Annotated in this window: 16 protein-coding genes and 1 pseudogene; 12 read left to right on the forward strand and 5 right to left on the reverse strand. The window is 63.7% G+C overall.

Features of this window, described 5'->3' with window-relative positions:
- Both ACEN88_RS03390 and ACEN88_RS03395 read left to right on the forward strand, forming a co-directional pair.
- A pseudogene (locus ACEN88_RS03390) lies at window positions 1-533 on the forward strand (helix-turn-helix domain-containing protein); the annotation flags it as partial.
- A gap of 9 nt (window positions 534-542) precedes the next feature.
- A complete protein-coding gene (locus ACEN88_RS03395; RefSeq protein ID WP_413337394.1) occupies window positions 543-1,172 on the forward strand; it encodes a glutaminyl-peptide cyclotransferase in 630 nt (209 codons plus the stop codon).
- Window positions 1,173-1,373: 201 nt separating this feature from the next.
- Here the strand turns inward: ACEN88_RS03395 and ACEN88_RS03400 are convergent, their stop codons facing one another.
- Window positions 1,374-3,338: an AAA family ATPase gene (locus ACEN88_RS03400; protein WP_413337395.1), complete on the reverse strand. Its 1,965-nt coding sequence runs from the start codon at window positions 3,336-3,338 to the stop codon at window positions 1,374-1,376.
- A gap of 510 nt (window positions 3,339-3,848) precedes the next feature.
- Between ACEN88_RS03400 and ACEN88_RS03405 the strand changes: the two genes are divergently transcribed.
- Window positions 3,849-4,121: a hypothetical protein gene (locus ACEN88_RS03405; RefSeq protein WP_413337396.1), complete on the forward strand. Its 273-nt coding sequence runs from the start codon at window positions 3,849-3,851 to the stop codon at window positions 4,119-4,121.
- A gap of 79 nt (window positions 4,122-4,200) precedes the next feature.
- Here the strand turns inward: ACEN88_RS03405 and ACEN88_RS03410 are convergent, their stop codons facing one another.
- Window positions 4,201-4,752, reverse strand: coding sequence for a DUF1697 domain-containing protein (locus tag ACEN88_RS03410; protein WP_056130069.1), 552 nt, complete (start codon window positions 4,750-4,752; stop codon window positions 4,201-4,203).
- 137 nt (window positions 4,753-4,889) lie between these two features.
- Between ACEN88_RS03410 and ACEN88_RS03415 the strand changes: the two genes are divergently transcribed.
- Window positions 4,890-5,222: a hypothetical protein gene (locus ACEN88_RS03415; RefSeq protein ID WP_413337397.1), complete on the forward strand. Its 333-nt coding sequence runs from the start codon at window positions 4,890-4,892 to the stop codon at window positions 5,220-5,222.
- Complete coding sequence (locus ACEN88_RS03420; protein WP_413337398.1) at window positions 5,219-6,061, forward strand: HDOD domain-containing protein; 843 nt, start codon at window positions 5,219-5,221, stop codon at window positions 6,059-6,061. The genes ACEN88_RS03415 and ACEN88_RS03420 overlap by 4 nt, the downstream gene beginning before the upstream one ends.
- 107 nt (window positions 6,062-6,168) lie before the next feature.
- Here ACEN88_RS03420 and ACEN88_RS03425 read toward each other — a convergent pair whose 3' ends face one another.
- Entirely contained in the window at window positions 6,169-6,582 is a 414-nt protein-coding gene (locus ACEN88_RS03425; RefSeq protein ID WP_413337399.1) for a hypothetical protein, read from the reverse strand.
- A gap of 687 nt (window positions 6,583-7,269) precedes the next feature.
- On the opposite strand from ACEN88_RS03425, the gene miaB reads away from it, so the two are divergent.
- Genes miaB through ybeY form a run of 3 tightly spaced genes read left to right on the forward strand, consistent with a single transcriptional unit; the run spans window position 7,270 to window position 10,176 of the window.
- Window positions 7,270-8,631 (forward strand): tRNA (N6-isopentenyl adenosine(37)-C2)-methylthiotransferase MiaB, encoded by a 1,362-nt coding sequence (gene miaB / locus ACEN88_RS03430; RefSeq protein ID WP_413337400.1) that lies wholly within the window; start codon window positions 7,270-7,272, stop codon window positions 8,629-8,631.
- On the forward strand, window positions 8,628-9,722 hold the full coding sequence (locus ACEN88_RS03435; RefSeq protein WP_413337401.1) for a PhoH family protein: 1,095 nt from the start codon (window positions 8,628-8,630) through the stop codon (window positions 9,720-9,722). Before miaB ends, ACEN88_RS03435 begins: the two co-directional genes overlap by 4 nt.
- Window positions 9,703-10,176 carry an rRNA maturation RNase YbeY gene (gene ybeY / locus ACEN88_RS03440; protein WP_413337402.1) on the forward strand — a complete coding sequence of 158 codons (474 nt, stop codon included), beginning with the start codon at window positions 9,703-9,705 and terminating at the stop codon, window positions 10,174-10,176. Before ACEN88_RS03435 ends, ybeY begins: the two co-directional genes overlap by 20 nt.
- Before the next feature lie 92 nt (window positions 10,177-10,268).
- Here the strand turns inward: ybeY and ACEN88_RS03445 are convergent, their stop codons facing one another.
- On the reverse strand, window positions 10,269-12,500 hold the full coding sequence (locus ACEN88_RS03445) for a molybdopterin cofactor-binding domain-containing protein (RefSeq protein ID WP_413337404.1): 2,232 nt from the start codon (window positions 12,498-12,500) through the stop codon (window positions 10,269-10,271).
- Window positions 12,501-12,514: 14 nt separating this feature from the next.
- Window positions 12,515-12,970 (reverse strand): (2Fe-2S)-binding protein, encoded by a 456-nt coding sequence (locus tag ACEN88_RS03450; RefSeq protein ID WP_036235621.1) that lies wholly within the window; start codon window positions 12,968-12,970, stop codon window positions 12,515-12,517.
- Between the two features lie 153 nt (window positions 12,971-13,123).
- On the opposite strand from ACEN88_RS03450, the gene ACEN88_RS03455 reads away from it, so the two are divergent.
- From ACEN88_RS03455 to glyS, 4 genes are all read left to right on the forward strand, one after another.
- Complete coding sequence (locus ACEN88_RS03455; RefSeq protein ID WP_259450082.1) at window positions 13,124-14,002, forward strand: HlyC/CorC family transporter; 879 nt, start codon at window positions 13,124-13,126, stop codon at window positions 14,000-14,002.
- Window positions 14,003-14,018: 16 nt separating this feature from the next.
- A complete protein-coding gene (gene lnt / locus ACEN88_RS03460; RefSeq protein WP_413337405.1) occupies window positions 14,019-15,596 on the forward strand; it encodes an apolipoprotein N-acyltransferase in 1,578 nt (525 codons plus the stop codon).
- Window positions 15,597-15,697: 101 nt separating this feature from the next.
- On the forward strand, window positions 15,698-16,609 hold the full coding sequence (gene glyQ / locus ACEN88_RS03465) for a glycine--tRNA ligase subunit alpha (RefSeq protein ID WP_413337406.1): 912 nt from the start codon (window positions 15,698-15,700) through the stop codon (window positions 16,607-16,609).
- A 19-nt stretch (window positions 16,610-16,628) separates the two neighbouring features.
- Window positions 16,629-18,725 carry a glycine--tRNA ligase subunit beta gene (gene glyS / locus ACEN88_RS03470; RefSeq protein WP_413337407.1) on the forward strand — a complete coding sequence of 699 codons (2,097 nt, stop codon included), beginning with the start codon at window positions 16,629-16,631 and terminating at the stop codon, window positions 18,723-18,725.
- Window positions 18,726-18,728: the final 3 nt, after the last annotated feature.

The raw sequence follows: 18,728 nt of genomic DNA on the forward strand, positions 1-18,728 counted from the left end.
CTGTCGCCGCGCTGGGCGCCGAGATCGAATGGGCCGCGCGCCTGCTCGATGCGCCGGCGGCGCGGCTCGTCACGCCGGAAGGCCCGCGCGACGTACTGCTCGACGAGGTGGAGCGGCTGATGTCGTCCACGGCACTAGTCGTCGACGGCTGTTTGAACGCCGTGCACCACCTCGGCACGGCTATCCCGCTGGCCCGGCGCCCGATCCTGTTCGCGCTGGTCCGCACGCTGGCCGAGGCCTGGCCGCAGGATGCCGCGCGCGACACGTTGATACTGGCCGCCTTCCGCATCCGCCATCCGGACGAGCACGCGTCCGTGCTGGCCCTGCTGGCGGACGGCGAGGCGTGGTCCAGTTCCGCGCTCGCGCTGGCACTGGGCACGAGCCAGCGCACCATCCAGCGTTCGCTGGAAGCGCTGGCGGGAAGCGGCAAGATCCAGGCGTTCGGCCAGGGCCGCGCGCGCCGCTGGTCGATGCTGCCGTTGCCCGGTTTCGCGACAACTTTGTTACTCCCGACCGCACTCGGCGTTCCCTAGAATGACCGCATGAAAACGACAACCGCCCACATCGTCCGCGAATACGGACCCTACGACAACAAGCCCGGCGTGCACGGCGTCTCCTTCGACGGCAAGCAACTGTGGTTCGCGTCCGGCGACCACGTGAATGCCGTCGATCCGGCCAGCGGCGAACTGCGCCGCTCACTTGCCGTCCAGGCGCATGCAGGCACGGCCTTCGACGGCCGCTACCTGTACCAGATCGCGGACAGCCGCATCCAGAAGATCGACCCGGCTACAGGCACGGTCCTGTCGAGCATCCCGACGCCGGAAGGCGGCGGCGCGGGCCTTACGTGGGCCGAAGGCTCGCTGTGGATCGGCCAGCACCGCGCGCGCAAGATCCACCGCCTCGATCCGGAGACCGGCGCGATCCTGCACACGATCGAATCGAAGCGCTTCGTCACGGGGGTGACGTGGCTGAACGGCGAGCTGTGGCACGCGACCTGGGAAAACGAACAGAGCGACCTGCGCCGGGTCGATCCGCGCACGGGCGACGTGCTGCAAACCGTCGACATGCCGCCCGGCGTGCTGGTATCCGGTCTCGAGTCCGACGGCGTCGACCGTTTTTATTGCGGCGGTGGGGGCAGCGGCAAGATCCGCGTCGTGCAAAAGCCGGAATAAAAAAAACGGCGGACATCGCTGTCCGCCGCATTAACTTGAGTATCACCTCAAGACCATCAAACAACCGGGCACGTCGAAAAACCTGCTACGCGTTGCAGATTCCGTCTGCGATGCTCGCTGTACTCTCGTACAGCTGCGCTTCTCAACAAAATCTGCTGCCGCTCGCGACGGTTTTTCGAGGTGCCCTACCACCAAACCTTTTCAGGCCACTGCTGCCTCTTCGGCGCACAGCTTCAGGCTGGCGTGACGCGGCGCGTTCAGGCCGGCCATCAGCGCGTCCTGGTGCTCTTCCAGCAGGGCGAACACGGCATCCTTCGACAGCACGTACTGCTCCAGCAGCGTGTCCTTGATCGACACGATCACCTCTTCGTAGTCGCGGATCGAATTCAGCGTGTAGTTATAGAGCTCGTCCGATTTCTCCTCGACCTGGCGCAGCGTGTGCTCGCCCGACGCGTCGTTCTGCAGCTGGCTGTAGTCGATCTTGGCGCGCGAATACATCGACAGGCGGCCAACCATCAGGCTCAGCATCTTCGTGATCTTTTCGATGTCGTTCTGGCTACCCACCGAGATACCGCGTGCGCCGTAGAACAATTCCTCCGCCGCGACGCCGCCGTACAGGCCGATCACGTCGCGCTCCAGTTCTTCCAGCGTGCGCAGCGACATGTCCTCACCGGACTGCAGCACATAACCCAGCGCACCGATCTTGGACACCGCTTCCGTGCTGATCTTCAGCAGATGCGACTTTTCCTTGACCTCGCTCAGGCTCATGCCGGCGCGCAGGAACGGGTCGATCTGCATGAAGAAGTGGCCCAGTTCGTGCACGGCGATGCGCTCGCGCTGCTTGAGCTTCTCGGCCGTCGTGGCGCGGTCGGTCAGGCCGATCGTGGCACGCTCGTAGGCACGGAACAGCAAATCGGTATTGATGATCGCCTTTTCCTGGATCGAAATCATCGACGCGCGCTCGACCACGGTCTCCAGCAGTGCCGGGCTCAGGTTCTGGGTGATTTCCGCGACCTGGTCCAGATCGAGGTCGTTCCAGTCCACGAGACCTTCTTTCTTGCGTGACAGGAAGCTGCGCAGGAGTTCCTTGCGCTCGCCCTTGTTCGGCAGGCGGAAATTGATCTTCACGGAGAAGCGGCGCAGCATGGCTTCGTCCATGTCCGTCGACGCATCGTCGAAGTTCGAGGCCACGACCCAGATCACGCCCTGGCCCTTGTCGCTCTTGACGCCGTCCAGCAGGCCCAGCAGGGTGTTGGCGGTGTCGTCTTCCCATTTCTTTTCGCTGCGGCCGCGCGGCATGAACAGGCTTTGCGCTTCATCCAGGAAGATGATGCAGCGGCCCTTGCCCGACGCCTTGCGGTACAGGGCGTTCAGCGCCTTCGAACCGCCGCCGACGTAGCCCGATTCCAGCGCCGAGCCGGACGCCTGGATCAGCGGGATGTCGAGGCGCTTGGCCAGGTAGCCCACCAGCTTGGTTTTACCGGTACCGGCCGGCCCCGTCAGCATGACGTTGAACGGCTTGTCGATGTTGTGCTCTTTGTACAACTCGCGGTTGCGGATCATGTCTTCCAGGTGCAGCACTTCCTGCTTGATGTCTTCCATGCCGATCAGGTCGTCCAGGCTGCCCTTCAGCTTGTCCGGCGTGATCATCTGGCTGCTCATGCCCATGCCCGGGATACCGAATTTCATGGCGTACAGGATCACCAGCAGCACCGTGATGTCGAGCGCATGGCGCTTCAGGAAGTCGACGATGTCGGCACCGACGCCTTCGCCTTCGTCCTGCAGGACGGCCTTGTGCGACGCCAGGTATTCATCCTTGGCGATCGAATACGGGATGGCGTTCTTCAGCAGCACTTCGCGCTCCAGCGACAGGTGCGACGTGCTCGGCACCTTCACCACGTGCAGTTGCGGCGCATCCTTGTACTTGTAGATATAGCGCGGCGAATCCGACAGCGGCTTCGCGACGAGCAGGTAGTCGAGACGATCCTTCTGGGCAGCCAGCTGGGTGATCTCGGAGATATTCTGCGAGTAGACGACCGGCGACGGATCTTGCGGGATATCGGCCTTGTAGATTGCCCAGCCCGTCAGCACGCCGAGCAGTACGGCGGTCAGAATCCGGACATAAACATTCTTAAAAGCAATTTGAAGTCGAGCAAAATTGGGCATATCGGTACTCTTACAAGGTCGAAGGTGCGTGATACGGCATGTGTTATTACGTGCCTTCCGGAGTGCCGAGCGGACGCGAAAGGCGGCGGTGCGGGGACCGCGGGGTATTCAAACGTGTGCGTTTGATATTGTTTTGATGCCCGAAGGCAATGGGGATATGGAGACTATACTCGCAAAGAAAAGCGACGTGTATACCGTGCGGTGAAAAAATTTTGAATCGCAACACGGCTGATCAAATTGACATCAGATTTCATTGTCCATCCCATACATTCAATAAATAAATCGCAATAAGTTGTCTCGTATTTAGCGTTTTATCAATAGCCAATCGATTAATTAATTGCATTTGTTTTATTTAAAAATGATTAATTTTGCCATCTGTTTATCGTGCTTTAACGGCACGTAACGGACGCAATGCATGGCGCATTTTTGCTATGCTGGGATCATCCGCATGACGCCGCCAACGGTCATGCGGATTACGTACCCCACAGTCAGACGATGCATGGATAAGGAATGACCGTGAAACGATACGCACTTGCCGCAACGCTCAGTCTCTTGATGGGTGGCGCCGTCCAGGCTGCCGCCATTGACCTCGACAACAGTCACGCCGTGCTGCGCATGCGGGGCGTGACCGATCTGTCGACGGTAAATCACAACGAAGTGGTGGCGCCGCCTTCCCCTTCGATGTCCGAACTTCCGGAACCGGAAGTGTTTGCCATGATGCTGGTCGGCCTGATCCTGATCGGTTACCGGGCCAGCCGTGACAGCAGCGAGAAATTCAAATAAGGAAAAGAAAGACTTTTCCGCATGACGCGGAAATGTTGATCGACGGCGCCGCAAGGCGCCGTTTTTCCTGGTTTGCAGCTCAGGCCGGCAATTCCTGGCACAGCGTATGGAGTTTGCTCAGCGTCGCCCAATTGCGCGTTGTCGTCGCATCGCCCAGTTTCTTGCCCAGTGCGGCCACGACCGGACTGTCGAGAATGCCCTCCGGGCACCAGACATAGGCCGCGCGCTCGCCCAGCGCCATCGCCCCCGGCCGCCAGTCCTGGCCGCACAGCGTTTCGACGGCCTCGCGCGAATGGGGTCCGGCGAGAATGAACGTCAGCAGGCGGGAATGGTCCGTTGCCTGGTCGAGCAAGGGATTGGAAGCAATGATCGCATCGAGGTCATCGCAACTGAGCACGACGGTGCGGGATGCGACACCGAGCTTGAGCACGAGCGCTTCCTCGATTTCGGCCGCGACCGTGTCATGTGGCTTGGCCGGACCGGTGAACACGACGTTGCCGCTGTTGAGGAGACTTCGCACGTGTTCGTAGCCGAGATCCGCGATCAGCTTGCGCAGGTCGGCCATGGCGATGCGTTTCGCCCGCCCGACATTTACGCCTCTTAATAAAACAATGTAGCGTTTTCTAGTCATCCAGGCATGGTACGGCGCCCGAATTAGATAAGCATTAAGACACCGGCTTACAACACCGGGGCCCGCAGGCGCTCACACCCTCCTTACCGGATGGTAATATTCAATCCATTGTAAAAATTAAATTAAATGAGGGAAGCATGAGCGGTCCTTTCCACCTGACGCCGCTGGCCGAGACCCGACCGGGCATGGTGTTGTCCGACGTCGTGCGCGACGGGAAAGGCAATGTGTTACTGGCACAGGGCATTGTGCTGACCGAATCCATGCTGGCGTCGCTGGGACGGCATGGCATCGACATGTTGCCGATCCTCCAGGCGACACCCGAACCGCTGCCCATCGATCCGGAAGCGGTCCAGGCACGGCTCGATCACATCTTCCGCAAGCACGACCGCGACGACCTCGGCGACTGGGCCACCGGGATCCTGCGGCGCTACGTGGAAGACTACCGCCTGCAGCGCGAGGTGAACCCATGAACCGCCTGACACCCGAACAACTGGCCGCCGGCGTGCAAGACTTGCCGTCGCTGCCCGCCGTCGTCATGGAATTGCTCAGCAGCATAGAGCAGGAAGACATCGACATCTCGGTGCTGGCAAAAAAAGTGTCGTACGACCAGGCCTTGACCGCAAAAACGTTGCGTCTGGCCAATTCCTCGACGTATGGCCTGCAAGTGAAGGTCACGACGATCCAGCAAGCCATCACGTTCCTCGGCTTCCAGACGACGCGCAACCTGATCACGGCGGCCGCCATCACGGGTTGCTTCCCGAGCGGACGCTGCGAGGGCTTCCACGACAAGGCGTTCTGGCGCCATTCGATCGCCACGGCCGCGTGCGCCCGTGCGTTGGCGCGCCGGATGCGTTTCAACCAGGACATCGCCTTCACGGCCGGTCTGCTGCATGACATCGGCCGGCTCGTGCTGGTGACCGGTCATCCGGACGCCTATGCCCAGGTCGTGGCCTGGCACGCGCACCACGGCGGCGACTGGCAGGACGCCGAACAGGCGGTCCTCGGTATCGACCACGTCGACGCGGGGGTCGCACTGGCCGACCACTGGAATTTCTCGAGCACCATGCGCCAGGCGATCGCGTACCACCACGCGCCCGACATCCACGGCGCGGGGTTCCTGGCAACGATCGTGCACGTGGCCAACGCCATCGTGCACGCACTCGACCTGGCCGGCGACGACGAGGAACTGGTGCCGCGCGTATCCAGCGTGGCCTGGGATGCGATGGGATTGAATGAAGAAGCCTATCTGCACCTGTTCCGCGAAACGGAACTGCAGTTCGGCGAAATGTCGACCATCCTGATGGCTTGAAAAGGGCCGATCAAGCCCAGGATGATCGATCGTGACGGCAGCGAAGGGTTGCTTCGCTGCCGGGTCTGTCCGAAGGCATGACAGGACCGGCTGTCATGCCTGCGGCATCAGTGCGCATAGTTTCCCGACGGCTTTGTCGAAGACGATGCGTCGTTCGATTGCGCTGGCTGAGCTTGCGACTGAGCTTGTTGCTGTTGCGCAGCCTGCTGAGCAGCTTGCTGTGCAGCTTTTTCCTCAGGCTTCGGGCGGCCCTGGGCATCCGACAGGCGATATTTGGTGCGGCGATCGCCCATCAGGTCACGCAGGTCGCGGATGCTCATGCCGGTCACTTCGTGCATGCGGATCAGCAGCGAGGCGCCGACCGGCAGGCGGTGGTGGCGGATCTTGCTGATCACCGGCGGAGCGACTTCCAGCATGCGCGACAGCGCAGCGTCGTTCTTCAGCTGCATCTTGCCCAGCAGAATGTCCAGCAGGTGGTTCGGGTTGTAGCTTTCCTGTGATGACAAAGCGTGATGTGCCATGATGACCTCGTAAATGGTTAAAATAGTTCTCTTACGAACCGTGTTTAATGACTAAGTTTCATCAACATAAGTTCCCGGATTGCGAGACCGACTGACCAGGCATCCACCTGACATATCGGCCGGCGCATCTCCGGACCGCGTGCGCTCCCTTGGCGGGAAGCGAAAAACGAATGCAGCGTTGGAACCCTGTCCGGGCGCCGCGACCGAACTGCCGTCGCCGCTGCGGTTTTTGCACTCCCCGCTTCCCACATGCACTTGTCTTTCGGACAAATTATCAAACTCATATGTCGGGCTCACACTCGACCTGAGCACGAAATTCATTGGCCGAAATCAAGCTAACCTGTGGAAAGCTTGTCACATAGTCATTTCAGCACATGGTGACAAATTGTGGCGCACGCAAGTGTTTTTTTGGACTAATTTTGCAATTGCCGAGCTACACGATCTCCTTGATTTACAAGAAGAAACTAATTCAAGTCGAATCGGCAACTTTAAAGATAACAGCTAGAAAGAAAAATTCAAGATTTAACAATGTAACCGACTGTAGAATTGTTGCCATCAGAAAATCTTGAATTCCGCGCAGCACCGAATGTCGACGCGCACGGCCCCACGCACCGCTTTTTCGGCGTGTTTCCGATTTACGGTAAACTGCATTCCACTTGTCAAAGCATCAGCACTTAGAAGCATTCCATGCAGAAAAAAGTATTCATCAAGACCTTCGGTTGCCAAATGAACGAGTACGACTCGGACAAGATGGCGGACGTGCTGGGCGCGTCCGATGGGCTCGTACGTACCGACACGCCGGATGATGCCGACGTGATCCTGTTCAACACCTGCTCCGTGCGCGAAAAAGCGCAGGAAAAGGTGTTTTCCGACCTCGGCCGACTGAAGGAACTCAAGCGCGCCAAGCCCGACCTGATCATCGGCGTGGGCGGCTGCGTGGCGTCGCAGGAAGGCGAAGCCATCGTCAAGCGCGCGCCGCACGTGGACATGGTGTTCGGCCCGCAGACCTTGCACCGCCTGCCGCAGATGATCCAGCTGCGCCGCCACACGGGCGCGGCCCAGGTCGACATCAGCTTCCCGGAGATCGAAAAGTTCGACCACCTGCCCCCGGCCAAGGTCGAGGGTCCGGTCGCCTACGTGTCGATCATGGAAGGCTGCAGCAAATACTGCAGCTACTGCGTGGTGCCGTACACCCGCGGCGAGGAAGTCTCGCGCCGCTTCGAGGACGTGCTGACGGAAGTCGCCGGCCTGGCCGCGCAGGGCGTCAAGGAAATCATGCTGCTGGGGCAGAACGTGAACGCCTACCGCGGCGCGATGGAGTCGGGCGAAATCGCCGATTTTGCGCTGCTGCTGGAATACGTGGCCGAGATCCCCGGCATCGAGCGCCTGCGCTTCGTCACCAGCCATCCGAAGGAATTCACCCAGCGCCTGATCGACGCGTACGCGAAGATTCCGCAGTTGGTGAACCACCTGTACCTGCCCGTGCAGCACGGCTCCGACCGCATCCTGCAGGCGATGAAGCGCGGCTACACGGGCCTGGAATACAAATCGATCATCCGCCGCATCAAGGCGGTGCGGCCCGACATCTCGATCTCGTCCGACTTCATCGTCGGCTTCCCGGGCGAGACGGACGCCGATTTCGAAGCGATGATGAAGCTCGTCGAAGATGTCGGCTTCGACAACAGCTTTTCCTTCATCTTCAGCAAGCGCCCCGGCACCCCGGCCGCCAACCTGGCGGACGACACCCCGCACGAGGTCAAGCTCGCGCGCCTGCAACGCCTGCAGGCGCAGATCGACGCCAACACCCGCAAGACCAGCGCAAGCATGGTCGGCACCGTGCAGCGCATCCTGGTGGAAGGCCCGTCCAAAAAAGGCGGCGGAGAACTCCAGGGGCGGTCCGAGAACAACCGAGTCGTCAACTTCTTCCCGGGCGACGACAGCGATGCGCTCATCGGCCAGCTGGTCGACGTGCGCATCACCGAGAGCCTGGATTACACCCTGCGCGGCGACCTGGTCGCCCGCATTGATACGATTGCCAAAGCCAGTTGAAAACGCCTACCCAGCCTTCGTACTTCTTCCCCGAGCCGCTCGATAACACGCGGCTCGCCCACCTCTGCGGCCCGCTCGACGAAAACCTGCGCCAGATCTCGGCCGCCCTCGACGTGACCATTTTCCGGCGCGGCGAGAAATTCATCGTCAGCGGGACCAATGCCGAACGCGCCGTCGAGCTGCTCGAACGCTTCTACGCGGTGGCCGACAAGGTCGTGCCGATCGAGGAAGTGCAGCTGGCGCTGGTCGAACAGCGCGCCGGGCTGAAGCCCAAGTCCGCCGACGCCGAAGCGCCGCCGCCGAAGGAACCCGGCGCCTCCGTCACGGAAGAAGCCGACGAGGTCGACGACGAGGAACTGGTCAGCCCGATGCTCAAGACGCGGCGCCACGACCTGCGCGGCCGCACGCCGCACCAGATCCAGTACCTGAAGGCCGTGCTCGAACACGACATCAGCTTCGGCATCGGCCCGGCCGGCACCGGCAAGACCTATCTTGCCGTCGCCTGCGCCGTCGACGCCCTCGAACGCGACGCCGTCAAGCGCATCATCCTGACGCGTCCGGCCGTGGAAGCGGGCGAGCGCCTGGGCTTCCTCCCGGGCGACTTCGCGCAGAAGGTCGACCCGTATCTGCGCCCGCTGTACGACGCGCTGTACGACCTGCTCGGCTTCGACCGCACGCAGAAGCTGTTCGAGAAACAGGTGATCGAGATCGCGCCGCTCGCGTTCATGCGCGGCCGCACCCTGAATCACGCGTTCGTGATCCTCGATGAAGCGCAGAACACGACGGCCGAACAGATGAAGATGTTCCTGACCCGCATCGGCTTCGGCAGCAAGGCCGTCGTCACGGGCGACGTCACCCAGGTCGACCTGCACAAGACGCAGCGCAGCGGCCTCGTCGACGCCATGCACGTCTTGAAGGACGTGCGCGGCATCGCGTTTACCCAGTTCTCCAGCGCCGACGTCGTGCGCCACCCGATGGTGGCCCGCATCGTCGACGCCTACGAAAAGGCCGCGTCGATGCAGGAACTCGGCGCACTCCCGGGCACTTTGACCAAACCAGCCGCTACCCGCCATGCAAGAAAAAAAGCATAACCTCGAACTGGACGTCCAGTACCCCGACACCCGCCTCGAAGCGGATATCACGCCCGAACTGGTGGAGCGCTGGGTGCGTGGCGCCCTCCTCGGCCCGGCCGAGCTGGCGATCCGCTTCGTCGACGCCGAGGAAGGCCAGACGCTGAACCGCGAATACCGCGGCAAGGACTACGCCACCAACGTGCTCACCTTCGCGTACAACGAGGGCGCGGAAATCGCCGACGACGAGCCGACGCAGGCCGACATCGTCCTGTGCACGGACGTGCTGCAGCGCGAAGCGGACGAGCAGAAGAAGACGGTCGAGGAACACGCGGCGCACCTCGTCGTGCACGGGGTGCTGCACGCGCAGGGCTTCGATCACGAGACGGACGAGGAAGCGGAGGAGATGGAACAGCTCGAGCGCGACATCATGGAAGCGCTGGGGTATCCGGATCCGTATGAGGAAAACGAATAGCTTGAACACCGTCGTTCCCGCGAAAGCGGGAACCCATACGTCGCGTCCACATTGGCTCAGCATGGGTCCCCGCCTGCGCGGGGACGACGACGTTATGCCTTCTTCAGCTGCTCCCCGATCGGCAGCTTGCGCACCCGCTTCCCGGTCGCCGCAAACACCGCATTCGCCAGTGCCGGCGCGATCCCCGCGGTCCCCGGCTCGCCGATCCCGCCCGGATCGTCGTGGCTGTTCACGATATGGACTTCCACCGCCGGCGATTCCGGCATGCGCATCACGCGGTAGTCGGAGAAGTTCGACTGCTGCACCCGCCCCTTCTCGACCGTCACCTCGTCCCACAGCGCCGCGCTGGCGCCGAACACGATGCCGCCCTCCATCTGCGCGACGATGGTGTCGGGATTGACGTTCTGGCCGCAGTCGACCGCGCACACGACGCGGTGCACGCGCACGTCGCCGTCCGGCCCGACGGACACTTCCGCCACCTGCGCCATGTAGCTGCCGAACGCGAACTGCGTCGACACGCCCCGTCCCAGCTTGCGGCCCGCGATCGGTTTCAGCGGTTTGCCCCAGCCGGCCTTCTCGGCCGCCAGGTTCAGCACGGCCAGCGTGCGCGGCGATTTCTGCAGCAGCGCACGGCGGAACGCGACGGGGTCCGTCTTGCTCGCGTACGCCAGCTCGTCGATGAAGCTCTCGACGACGAACACGTTGTGCGTGGGGCCGACCCCGCGCCAGAACGCGGTCGCGAGGCCCGGCGGCTCGTGCCGCACGTATTCGACGCGGATCGCCGGGATCGAATACTGGATGTCGGCCGCCGCTTCCACCGCATCCGGGTCGACGCCGTTCTTGACCATCGGCGGCGCGAAGCGCGCCATGATCGACGACCCGGTCACACGGTGGAACCACGCCACGGGCATGCCCTTGTCGTCGATGCGCGCCGACATGCGGTCGACGTAATAGGGGCGATACATGTCGTGCTGGATGTCTTCCTCGCGGGTCCAGACGATCTTCAGCGGCCCCTTGGCCAGCTTGGCGAATTCCACGGCCTGGATCACGTTGTCGACTTCCAGCCGGCGCCCGAAGCCGCCGCCGATGTAGTGGTTATGGACGCGGACCTTCTCGAGCGGCAGGCCCGTGATCTTCGCGGCCGCGCCCTGCGCCAGCGCCGGGACCTGCGTGCCGACCCAGATGTCGCAGCCGTCGGTTTTCAGGTCGACCGTGCAGTTCATCGGTTCCATCGTCGCGTGCGCGAGGAACGGGACTTCGTAGATGACGTCGATGCGCCGCCCCGGCCCGGAGTCCAGCGCCTTCAGGGCATCGCCCTTGTCGGCGGCGATGGCACCCGTGTTCTGCGACACCTTCATCATGTCCGCGACGATGCCGGCCGTGCTGACGTTGGCGTTCGGACCATCGTCGAAGCGCGGCGCCGCCGCCAGCAGCCCCTGTTTCGCGGCCCAGAAGTGATCCGCCACGACGGCCACCGCGCCCTCGATGCGCAGCACCTGGCGCACGCCTTTCACGGCCAGCGCCTTCTGCTCGTCGACGGCGGCGACCTTGCCGCCCAGGACGGGTGACGCCGCCACGGCCGCGATGCCCATGTTGGGCAGGCGCGCGTCGATGCCGAACTGCGCGGAACCGTTCACCTTCGCGGGCGAATCGAGGCGCTTGATCGCCTTGCCGACCAGCGTGAACTGGGCCGGATCCTTCAGCTTGACCTCGGCCGGGAACGTCAGCTTCGACGCGGCTTCCGCGACTTCGCCGAAGTGCACCTGCCGGTTCGACGCCTCGTGGCGGATCGTCCCGCCCACGACTTTCAGGTCGCCCGGCTCGACGTTCCAGTTCTTCGCGGCGGCCTGCACGAGCACCGTGCGGACTTTGGCACCCGCTTCGCGCAGCGGTTTGTAGGTCGCGCGGATCGAGGTCGAGCCGCCCGTCACCTGGCCGCCCAAAAGAGCGTCCGCGTACAGCGAATTGTTCGCGGGCGCCTGCTCCAGCTTCACTTTCGACAGATCGGCACCCAGTTCCTCGGCCAGCAGCTGCGGCAGCGAGGTGAACGTGCCCTGCCCCATCTCGACCTTGTGGATGATGAGGGTGACGATGCCTTCGCGGTCGATGCGGATGAACGCGTCGTGCGCGAGGCCCGGCTGCTCGTTCGTCATCGCGGTCGACGCCTGGCCGACGGCCTTCTCGGACGGCGGTTCCTTGCGGTCGTTGGCCGGCGCGTCGCCCTGTTTCGTACAGCCGAACAGCGAGAAGCCGAACAGCAGGCCGCCACCGGCCACGCCGCCCGCTTTCAGCAGCTGGCGGCGTTTGCTCGAGATCTGTTCCATGCGGTCATCCCCTTTCATGCCTGCCCCGATGCGATCTTGATCGCCTTGCGAATGCGGTTGTACGTACCGCAGCGGCAGATATTGCCGGCCATGGCGTTGTCGATGTCGGCGTCGCCCGGCTTCGGCGTCGCGTGCAGCAGCGCGGTGGCGGACATGATCTGGCCCGACTGGCAATACCCGCACTGGACGACGTCGATCTTGCGCCACGCATCCTGCACCTTCGCCCCGACCGGGTCGTTGCCGATCGCCTCGATGGTCGTGATCTTCTTGCCGGCCGCGGCCGACACGGGGGTCACGCACGAGCGGATGGCCTGGCCGTCCAGGTGCACGGTGCAGGCGCCGCACAGGGCGACGCCGCAGCCGAACTTCGTGCCGGTGAGCCCCATCACGTCGCGCAGGGCCCACAGCAGGGGCATGTCGTCGGGGACATCGAGGTTGGTGGTGGTGCCGTTGACGTTCAAGGCGGGCATGGCGATTCCTTTCCTTAGCGAATGAGCAACTATAGGACGAAGCCTAGCAGCAATGGCGCACGGCTGCTTGAACGTGGATGTCTGCATAAAAATCAGGCATTCCGGCTTTTGGTGTATCCTATGGCCCATCGCAACAACGGCTTCACGCCAACTATGCCCGAGCACCCTGCTGACGTCCGTTCGGACGTTAAAACCCACCGGTCGCTGTTCGAACGGTTGACCGCACTGATTTCCCCCGAGCCCGAAAACCGCGCCGAACTGCTGGAAGTTCTGCACGACGCCCACGAACGCAACCTCATCGACGCCGACGCGCTCTCCATGATCGAGGGCGTGTTCCAGGTGTCCGACCTGTCGGTGCGCGACATCATGATCCCGCGCTCCCAGATGGACGTGATCGACATCACCAAGCCGATCGAGGAATGGCTGCCCATCGTGCTGGAAACGGCTCACTCGCGCTTCCCCGCCATCGAGGGCGAGCGCGACAAGGTGGTCGGCATCCTGCTCGCCAAGGACCTGTTGCGCTACTACGCGGAAGAATCGTTCGACGTGCGCGACATGCTGCGCCCGGCGATCTTCATCCCGGAATCGAAACGCCTGAACGTGCTGCTGCGCGACTTCCGCGCGAACCACAACCACATGGCCATCGTCGTCGACGAATACAGCGGCGTGGCCGGCCTGATCACCATCGAGGACGTGCTGGAACAGATCGTCGGCGACATCGAGGACGAGTACGACTTCGACGAGGAAGAAGACAACATCCTCTCCATCAAGGAAGGCCAGCACGGCTCGCGCTGGCGCGTGAAGGCGCTGACGGAGATCGAGCAGTTCAACGAAGAGATCGGCGTCGACCTGCCCGAGGACGACGTCGACACCATCGGCGGCCTCGTGGCCAGCCACCTCGGCCGCATGCCGCACAAGGGCGAGGTGTTCGACCTCGAGAACCTGCGCTTCGAAGTGCTGCGCGCCGATGCGCGCCAGATCCACGTGCTGCTGGTGGAAAAACTCCCGGCCGTCGACGACGAACACGATTGACGCGGGGCCCCCAGCATTGATTGAATCCAGCCTGAACCTGCGGCGCCGCCGCAAGCCCGCCGTGGCGCCCGATCCCGCGCTGCGCGGCACGCGGCCGAGCGTTACCGGCCTCGCCGTCGCGGCGCTGGCCGGCGCCCTGAGCCTGTTCTCGTTCGAACCGTTCGGCTGGTGGCCTGTCCAGTTCCTGTCGCTCGCCTATTTGTTCTACCAGGTCGGCATGGGCAGTTCCGTAAAGCGGGCCGTGTTCCTCGGCTGGGCATTCGGCTTCGGCTGGTCCGTGGCCGGCATGCACTGGCTGTATATTGCGCTGAACCGCTTCGGCGGCCTCGCCGCGCCGCTGTCCGCCATCGCCATCGCCCTGCTGGGCCTTTACATGGGCCTGTTCGGCGCGTTCGCGGCGGGCGTGTCGTCGTGGCTGCGCAAGCGCTGGTCGCTGCCCGTCCCCGCCTTCCTGCTGCTCGTGTTCCCCGCCTGCTGGGGCGTCTCCGAATGGATGCGCGGCTGGGTCTTTACCGGTTTTCCCTGGGCGGCGTCCGGCTATGCGCACGTGACGGCGCCCCTCGCCGGCTTCGCGCCGATCCTCGGCGTGTACGGCATCGGCGTGCTGGTCGCGGTGTGCTCGGCGTGCATCGTGATGCTGACCCAGCGCCGCCGGCTCCCCGCCATGGGCCTGTTCGCCGCGCTGCTGCTGGCCGGCTGGGGCCTGAAGCACGTCGCGTGGACCGCACCTGCCGGCAAGCCGCTCAGCGTGCGCCTCGTGCAGGGGAACATCCGCCAGGACGAAAAATTCAGCGCCGAGCACCTGGGCATGATCCTCGCGCGCTACCGCGACATGATGACGGCCGCGCCGGCCGACCTGATCGCGGCGCCGGAGACGGCGATCCCCGTGTTCCCGAACCAGCTCCCGCCCGGGTACCTGCAGACCTTCCGCGACTATGCGGCCAGGACGGGCAGCGCGTTCCTGTTCGGGATCCCGCTGGCCGACAGCATGACCGTGTACGCGAACAGCGTGGCGGGCATCGGCCCGCAGGGGCAGTCCTACCGCTACGACAAGAACCACCTGGTGCCGTTCGGCGAATTCATCCCGACGGGCTTCCGCTGGTTCACGGACCTGATGCAGATCCCGCTGGGCGATTTCACGCGCGGCCCGGACGTGCAGGCGCCGTTCGCCGTCAAGGACCAGCTGGTGCTGCCGAACGTCTGCTACGAAGACGTGTTCGGCGAAGAAATCGCGAAGAACCTGCGGTCGCAGGCGCGGCCGGCCACCGTGCTGCTGAACGTGTCGAACCTGGCATGGTACGGCGAGTCGACCGCCATTCCGCAGCACCTGCAGATCTCGCGCATGCGCAGTCTCGAGACGGGCCGCCCGATGCTGCGCGCCACGAACAACGGCGCCACCGCCGTCATCGACGGCCGCGGCAACGTCGCCGCGCTGCTGCCGTTCTACAGCCAGGGTACGCTGGCGGCGACGGTGCAGGGCATGGCCGGCAGCACGCCGTACATCCGCTTCGGCAACCTGCTGTTCCTCGCGCTGGGCGCTTTGCTGCTGGCCGGCGCCTGGCTCGCCGGACGGCAACGGCGGACGACCGGCTAAAATAGCGAGCGATTCACTTCAAGCCATTCCGTAAAACCCGCTAGAATTGGTGTTTTAGCAAACTCACCGTGTTCGCGCCCCGTGCGCGCGAAGCCAACAAGATGCTCACATTCCAACAAATCATTCTGACCTTGCAAACCTACTGGGACAAGCAGGGTTGCGCCCTGCTCCAGCCGTACGACATGGAAGTCGGCGCGGGCACCTTCCACACTGGCACCTTCCTGCGCGCGATCGGACCGGAACCGTGGCGCGCCGCCTACGTGCAGCCGTCGCGCCGCCCGAAGGATGGCCGCTACGGCGAGAACCCGAACCGCCTGCAGCACTATTACCAGTACCAGGTCGTGCTGAAGCCGGCGCCGGAAAACATCCTGGACCTGTACCTGGGTTCCCTGGAAGCGCTGGGCCTGGACCTGAAAAAGAACGACGTGCGCTTCGTCGAGGACGACTGGGAAAGCCCGACCCTGGGCGCCTGGGGCCTCGGCTGGGAAGTCTGGCTGAACGGCATGGAAGTTACCCAGTTCACGTACTTCCAGCAGGTCGGCGGCCTCGATTGCAAGCCGGTGCTGGGCGAGATCACGTACGGCATCGAGCGCCTGGCGATGTACCTGCAGGGCGTCGAGAACGTGTACGACCTCGTGTGGACCGAGTGGGAAGAGAACGGCGAGAAAAAATCGCTGTCGTACGGCGACGTCTTCCACCAGAACGAAGTCGAGCAGTCGACCTACAACTTCGAACACTCGAACACGGACCTGCTGTTCCAGGCCTTCAATAACCACGAGAGCGAAGCCAAGCGCCTGATCGAACTGGCGCTCACGCTGCCCGCGTACGAGCAGATCATGAAGGCCTCGCACAGCTTCAACCTGCTGGATGCGCGCGGCGCGATCTCCGTCACCGAGCGCGCCGCCTACATCGGCCGCGTGCGCACCCTGTCGCGCCTCGTCGCCCAGGCCTATTACGACTCGCGCGAGAAGCTGGGCTTCCCGATGCTCCCCAAGGTTGAACAAGCGGCCTGAGAACAGAAATCACATCACCATGAATCAGACATTACTCGTCGAACTGCAGACCGAAGAGCTGCCACCGAAGGCGCTCGTGAAACTGGGCGCCGCTTTCGCCAACGGTATCGCGAACGGCCTGAAGGCCCGTGATTTCCTGGACGCCGACAGCGTCGTCACCACCTACGCCACGCCGCGCCGCCTGGCCGTCTCGATCACCAACGTGCGCGCCACGTCGGCCGACAAGACCATCCGCGAGAAGATCCTGCCGGTGACCGTCGCCCTCGACAAGGACGGCAACCCGACCGCGCCGCTGGCCAAGAAACTGGCCGCCCTCGGCTTCCCCGACCTCAAAGCCAGCGACCTCGAACGCGCCCAGGACGGCAAGGCCGAGAGCTTCTTCTACACGTACACCGCGCCGGGCGTGGGCCTCGCCGAGGGCCTGCAGCCGGTGCTGGAAGAGACGGTCGCCAAACTGCCGATCCCGAAGGTGATGAGCTACCAGCGTCCGGACGGCGCCACCGTGCAGTTCGTGCGCCCCGTGCACACGCTGCTGGCGCTGCACGGCGAGACCATCGTGCCGCTGTCGCTGCTGGGCCTCAAGGCCGGCCGCAGCACGCTCGGCCACCGCTTCCTGTCGAACGGCCACGCCTTCGATATCGGCCATGCGGACGCCTACAACGAACTGCTCAAGGTCTTCGGCAAGGTCGTCGCCAATGCCGAGGAACGCAAGGAATCGATCCGCACCCAGCTGCTGGCCAAGGCCGGCGGCGACCAGGTGCTGATGCCGGAATCCCTGCTGGATGAAGTGGCGGCGCTGGTCGAATGGCCCGTCGTCTACGAATGCCAGTTCGAAGACGTGTTCTTGTCCGTACCGCAGGAATGCCTGATCCTGACGATGCAGACGAACCAGAAGTACTTCGCGCTGACGGATACGAACGGCAAGCTGCGCTCGCGCTTCCTGATCGTCTCGAACCTCGCGACCGACGACCCCTCCGCCATCATCGGCGGCAACGAGCGCGTCGTGCGCCCGCGCCTGTCGGATGCAAAATTCTTCTTCGAGCAGGACAAGAAGAAGTCGCTGGAATCGCGCCTGCCGCTGCTGGCGAACGTCGTCTACCACAACAAGCTGGGCACGCAGGCCGAGCGCACGCAGCGCGTCACGCGCCTGGCCGGCGCCATCGCCCGCCGCCTCGGCTACGACGTGCTGCTGGCCGAACGCGGCGCGCAGCTGGCGAAGGCCGACCTGCTGACCGACATGGTCGGCGAGTTCCCGGAACTGCAAGGCATCATGGGCACGTATTACGCCCGCAACGACGGCGAGCACGAGGAAGTGGCACTGGCCGCGTCCGAGCATTACCAGCCGCGCTTCTCGGGCGACGCGCTGCCGACGACGAACACCGGCCTGGCCGTCGCGCTGGCCGACAAACTGGAAACCCTCGTCGGCATCTGGTCGATCGGCCTGCAGCCGACCGGCGAGAAAGACCCGTTCGCGCTGCGCCGCCACGCGCTGGGCGTGATGCGCATGCTGGTCGAGAAGCGCCTGCCGCTCGCGCTGTCCGACCTCTTGACGGATGCCGCCGGCGTGTTCGACTACATGCCGACGTTCAAGGACCCGACGGCGGAAGTCACGGCCTTCATGCTGGACCGCCTGCGCGGCCTGCTGCGCGACCGCGGCTTCGCGCCGAACGAGGTGGAAGCCGTGCTGGCGCAGAACCCGGACCGCGTGGACGACGTCGTGCAGCGCCTGGAAGCCGTGCAGGCCTTCGCCGCGCTGCCGGAAAGCGCGTCGCTGGCTGCCGCCAACAAGCGCATCTCGAACATCCTCAAGAAGAACGAAGAGGCGCTGGCCCAGGCAGGAAACGTCGATCCGGCCCTGCTGCAGGATGCCGCGGAGAAGACGCTGTATGCGAGCGTGCAGCGCGTACAGCCTGACGTCGACGCGGCGTTCGAGCGCGGCGACTTCACGGGCACCCTGAAGACGCTCGCGCAACTGCGCGACGACGTCGATGCGTTCTTCAACGACGTGATGGTGATGGCCGACGACGTCGCCCTGCGCAACAACCGCCTGGCCCTGCTGTCCATCCTGCACCGCATGATGAACCGCGTGGCCGACATCTCGAAACTGGCGGCGTAAGCG

The sequence above is a fragment of the Massilia sp. CT11-108 genome, from assembly GCF_047302915.1.
GTDB classification, from domain to species: Bacteria; Pseudomonadota; Gammaproteobacteria; order Burkholderiales; family Burkholderiaceae_D; genus Telluria; species Telluria orientalis.

Excerpts from the sequence above, each read along its gene's own strand:
- ACEN88_RS03445 (WP_413337404.1), bottom strand. The coding sequence starts at position 12,500 with ATGGAACAGATCTCGAGCAAACGCCGCCAGCTGCTGAAAGCGGGCGGC.
- ACEN88_RS03415 (WP_413337397.1), top strand. The coding sequence starts at position 4,890 with ATGAGCGGTCCTTTCCACCTGACGCCGCTGGCCGAGACCCGACCGGGC.
- ACEN88_RS03395 (WP_413337394.1), top strand. The coding sequence starts at position 543 with ATGAAAACGACAACCGCCCACATCGTCCGCGAATACGGACCCTACGAC.
- glyS (WP_413337407.1), top strand. The coding sequence starts at position 16,629 with ATGAATCAGACATTACTCGTCGAACTGCAGACCGAAGAGCTGCCACCG.
- miaB (WP_413337400.1), top strand. The coding sequence starts at position 7,270 with ATGCAGAAAAAAGTATTCATCAAGACCTTCGGTTGCCAAATGAACGAG.
- ACEN88_RS03425 (WP_413337399.1), bottom strand. The coding sequence starts at position 6,582 with ATGGCACATCACGCTTTGTCATCACAGGAAAGCTACAACCCGAACCAC.
- ACEN88_RS03405 (WP_413337396.1), top strand. The coding sequence starts at position 3,849 with ATGACCGTGAAACGATACGCACTTGCCGCAACGCTCAGTCTCTTGATG.
- ACEN88_RS03400 (WP_413337395.1), bottom strand. The coding sequence starts at position 3,338 with ATGCCCAATTTTGCTCGACTTCAAATTGCTTTTAAGAATGTTTATGTC.
- glyQ (WP_413337406.1), top strand. The coding sequence starts at position 15,698 with ATGCTCACATTCCAACAAATCATTCTGACCTTGCAAACCTACTGGGAC.
- ybeY (WP_413337402.1), top strand. The coding sequence starts at position 9,703 with ATGCAAGAAAAAAAGCATAACCTCGAACTGGACGTCCAGTACCCCGAC.
- ACEN88_RS03410 (WP_056130069.1), bottom strand. The coding sequence starts at position 4,752 with ATGACTAGAAAACGCTACATTGTTTTATTAAGAGGCGTAAATGTCGGG.
- ACEN88_RS03450 (WP_036235621.1), bottom strand. The coding sequence starts at position 12,970 with ATGCCCGCCTTGAACGTCAACGGCACCACCACCAACCTCGATGTCCCC.
- ACEN88_RS03455 (WP_259450082.1), top strand. The coding sequence starts at position 13,124 with ATGCCCGAGCACCCTGCTGACGTCCGTTCGGACGTTAAAACCCACCGG.
- ACEN88_RS03420 (WP_413337398.1), top strand. The coding sequence starts at position 5,219 with ATGAACCGCCTGACACCCGAACAACTGGCCGCCGGCGTGCAAGACTTG.